The sequence below is a fragment of the Microbacterium sp. BF1 genome, from assembly GCF_019279095.1.
GTDB lineage: Bacteria > Actinomycetota > Actinomycetes > Actinomycetales > Microbacteriaceae > Microbacterium > Microbacterium maritypicum.
Map to the genome: position 1 here is coordinate 1 of NZ_JAGYWT010000245.1, position 3,666 is coordinate 3,666.

Below are 3,666 nucleotides of genomic sequence, written 5' to 3' on the forward strand. Positions count from 1 at the left end.
CTCCCACCGATGCGGGTCGGCTGCTCGGCACCGGCCTCAGCCTGGCCGTCGGCACCGCCGTCGTCCCGCTGTTCTTCGGCCTGGCGCCCCTGACCAGCACCTTCTGGGAGTGGGAGATCCCCGGCATCGGGCACATGGAGTTCGTCACCTCGACCATCTTCGACGCGGGCGTGTATCTCGTCGTGATCGGGCTCGTGCTCGATGTGCTGCGCAGCCTCGGTGCCGAGGTCGACCGTCAGGCGGCACTTCGCACCACGCCGGGTCCTGAAGGATTCCTCTCCCGGGGCGGGAGGAGCAGCTGATGGACGTCTCCCTCACCCTCATCGTCATCATGGCCATCCTCTTCGCGTGTGGTGTGTACGCGATGCTGGAGCGCAGCCTGACCCGCGTGCTGATCGGCTTCCTGCTGCTCGGCAACGCCACGAACCTGCTGCTGCTGATCGTGATGGGCGTCCCCGGCAATGCCCCGTTCTTCGGCACGGAGGGCGAGATGAGCGATCCGCTCCCGCAGGCGCTCACCCTCACCGCCATCGTGATCACGTTCGCGGTCTCGGCATTCCTCCTCGCCCTGATCTACCGCTCCTGGCAGCTGGGCCAGGCCGACACGGTCGAGGACGACGAGGCCGACATCGCGCTCCGCGGGCGCACCGACGCCGACGAAGACCTCATGGACGACGAGTCCGAGACCGACGACGACGAGGCGACGACGGACTTCGTCGGCGTGCAGACCGCGCCGATCACGGTTCTGCACATGCGCGACCACCCGTCGATCCACGACGACGCTCCCTTCGACGCCCCGACCGGATGGGGGAGCGAACCCGCTGCGCCCTCAGACGAGGGCCGTGAACCGAGCCCCGACGAACCCCATGACCGCGACGAGAACGAGGAGGGCAAGCCATGACCGCCCTCGTCCCGCTCCTGGTCGCACTGCCTCTTCTCGGGGCCGCCGTCACGCTCGTGTTCGGTCGGAACCCGCGCCTGCAGGTCGTCGTCACGGTCGCGACCCTCGCTGCCGTCTCGGTGATCGCCGCCGTGCTCCTGGTCGTGGTCGACTCCGGTGCGCCGCTGGCGGTGTCGGTCGGCGGCTGGCCCGTGCCCTTCGGCATCGTGCTCTACGTCGACAGGCTCGCCGCGCTCCTGGTGCTCATCTCCAGCATCGTGCTTCTCGCGGTGCTGCTCTTCTCCATCGGCCAGGGCGCCGCGGACGGCACCGACGAGACCCCGATCTCGATCTTCAACCCCTCGTACCTGATCCTCGCGGCCGGCATCTTCAACGCCTTCATCGCGGGCGACCTCTTCAACCTCTACGTCGGCTTCGAGATCCTGCTCGTCGCCTCGTATGTGCTGATCACGCTCGGCAGCACCGAATCCCGCATCCGCGCCGGCGCCGTCTACATCGTCGTCTCGCTGGTCTCGTCGATCCTGTTCCTCGCCTCGATCGCGATGATCTACGGGGCTCTCGGCACGGTCAACATGGCTCAGATCGCCGAGCGGATGTCGGAACTCCCGCAGGAGACGCAGCTGGTGCTGCACCTCATGCTCGTGGTGGCGTTCGGCATCAAGGCGGCCATCTTCCCGGTGTCGTTCTGGTTGCCGGACTCGTACCCGACCGCACCGGCTCCGGTCACGGCGGTGTTCGCCGGCTTGCTGACGAAGGTCGGCGTGTACGCGCTGATCCGCACGGAGACGCAGCTGTTCGCCTCGAACAGCATCGACACCGTGCTGCTGATCATCGCCCTCGCGACCATGATCGTCGGTGTGCTCGGCGCCGTGGCGCAGGCCGAGCTCAAACGAATCCTGTCGTTCACTCTGGTGAGCCACGTCGGCTACATGATCTTCGGTCTCGCGATCGCGACGCCCGCCGCGATCGGCGCCACGGTGTACTACATCGTTCACCACATCGTGGTGCAGACGACTCTTTTCCTCGCCGTGGGGCTCGTGGAACGCCGAGCGGGAAGCACGTCGATCCTGCGCGTCAAGGGACTGCTGAAGGTCGCGCCCCTGATCGCCATCCTCTACTTCGTGCCCGCGATCAACCTCGGCGGCCTGCCGCCCTTCTCGGGGTTCATCGGCAAGTTCGCGCTGTTCGAGGCGGCGGCGTCGGTCGGCACTCCGATCATGATCGTGATGATCTTCGGCGGCATCGTCACGTCGTTGCTGACCCTGTACGCCCTGATGCGCGCCTGGAACCTCGCCTTCTGGCGCGAGGAGGAGGACTCCACCGAGACCGAGGGGCGCATCTCGTACCTCGGCAACGCACCGGCCGCCGATGAGCAGCAGGAGCGTCGCCGCATCCCGAAGATCATGACCCTGGCGACCGGCGGCATGGTCGCGGTCACACTGGCCCTGACGATCTTCGCCGGCCCTCTCTACGCACTGTGCGACCGCATCGGCGCCTCGTTGCTGCAGCCCGTGAGCCTCGTGCAGCTGGAACAGGAGGTGGGCTGATGGCGCGTGACACCCGACGTCACCTCTGGCGCGACATCCGCGTGCAGCTGCCGTTCCTCGCGTGGCTCGTCGTGCTCTGGATGCTGCTGTGGGCGCAGTTCACCGTGCTGTCGTTCCTCACCGGATTCGTCGTCGCGATCTTCGTCACCCGCGTCTTCCGCCTGCCGACCGTCGCGCTCTCGGGCCGGATCAACCTCTGGTACGCCGCGCTGTACGTGGTGCAGTTCCTGTTCGCCGTGCTGAGGGGCGCCCTCTCGGTCACGGTGCAGGTGTTCGACTTCCGTCGTCAGCCGGGCACGGCCATCATCGCGGTGCCGCTGCGCTACGCCGACGACCTGGTGATGACGCACGTCGCTGTCGTGTCTTCGCTGATCCCCGGATCCCTGGTCGTCGACACCGATCGCGATCGGCAGATCCTCTATCTGCACGTGATCGGCGTGCGCGACCTCGACGACGTCGAGAAGCAGCGCGCCGGGGTGCTCCGCTGGGAGCGACGCGTCGTGCGAGCCCTCGGCGACCCTGCTCAGTACCGCGCCCTCAAGGCTGACGAGCGTGCGGGCGTCGGAGCGACGAAGGGCGGTGCCCGATGAACATCCTGCTGCTGTTGATCATGGTGGTGTTCGGCCTCGCCGCCGTCCTCGCCCTGATCCGCATCGTGCGCGGGCCGTCGATCCTCGATCGCGCCGTCGCCTCCGACGTGCTCCTCACCGAGGTGATGTGCGTGATCGGTGCCGAGATGGCCATAAACGGCCACACCCGCAACATCCCCGTGCTCCTGATCATCGCGGCCGTCGGAGTGTTCGGGTCGATCGCCGTCGCTCGGTTCGTCGCGAGAAGGGACAACACGACACCATGAACGTGTTCGGTCTCATGATCCCCGATGCCGTCATCGACGTGGCGGTGCTGGTGCTCATCCTGCTCGGCGCCGTGCTGTGCCTGTCGGCGGCCGTCGGGCTGCTGCACTTCCGCGACGTGCCGTCCCGTCTGCACGCGGCGACCAAGCCCCAGGTGCTCGGACTGCTGCTCATCTGCATCGCGATCGCATTGTCGCAGCGTTCGATCGGCGGCATCCTGCTCGGCTTCGTGCTCGTCGCCCCGGTCGTGCTCATGCAGTTCGCGACCGCCCCGCTCTCGGCGCACATGGTCGGGCGGCAGGCCTACCGCAACGGCACCATCGAACAGCGGGGCCTCGTCGTGGACGAGCTCGCCGAGTCGAAG

At 67.4% G+C, this 3,666-nt stretch carries 6 protein-coding genes; all 6 read left to right on the forward strand.

The window, feature by feature from the left end; genetic code table 11:
* Positions 1–302: MnhB domain-containing protein (locus KZA10_RS09675; protein WP_306300805.1), on the forward strand; the 302-nt coding region annotated here is incomplete at its 5' end.
* The gene (locus tag KZA10_RS09680) at positions 302–901 is read left to right on the forward strand and encodes a Na(+)/H(+) antiporter subunit C (protein ID WP_141385583.1); all 600 of its coding nucleotides are present in this window, start codon (positions 302–304) and stop codon (positions 899–901) included. The genes KZA10_RS09675 and KZA10_RS09680, both read left to right, overlap by 1 nt.
* A complete protein-coding gene (locus KZA10_RS09685; RefSeq protein ID WP_218682758.1) occupies positions 898–2,448 on the forward strand; it encodes a Na+/H+ antiporter subunit D in 1,551 nt (516 codons plus the stop codon). Before KZA10_RS09680 ends, KZA10_RS09685 begins: the two co-directional genes overlap by 4 nt.
* Complete coding sequence (locus KZA10_RS09690) at positions 2,448–3,038, forward strand: Na+/H+ antiporter subunit E (protein WP_218682759.1); 591 nt, start codon at positions 2,448–2,450, stop codon at positions 3,036–3,038. Before KZA10_RS09685 ends, KZA10_RS09690 begins: the two co-directional genes overlap by 1 nt.
* A complete protein-coding gene (locus tag KZA10_RS09695) occupies positions 3,035–3,304 on the forward strand; it encodes a monovalent cation/H+ antiporter complex subunit F (RefSeq protein ID WP_017829980.1) in 270 nt (89 codons plus the stop codon). The genes KZA10_RS09690 and KZA10_RS09695 overlap by 4 nt, the downstream gene beginning before the upstream one ends.
* On the forward strand, positions 3,301–3,666 hold a 366-nt coding region (gene mnhG, locus KZA10_RS09700), incomplete at its 3' end, for a monovalent cation/H(+) antiporter subunit G (protein ID WP_218682760.1). The genes KZA10_RS09695 and mnhG, both read left to right, overlap by 4 nt.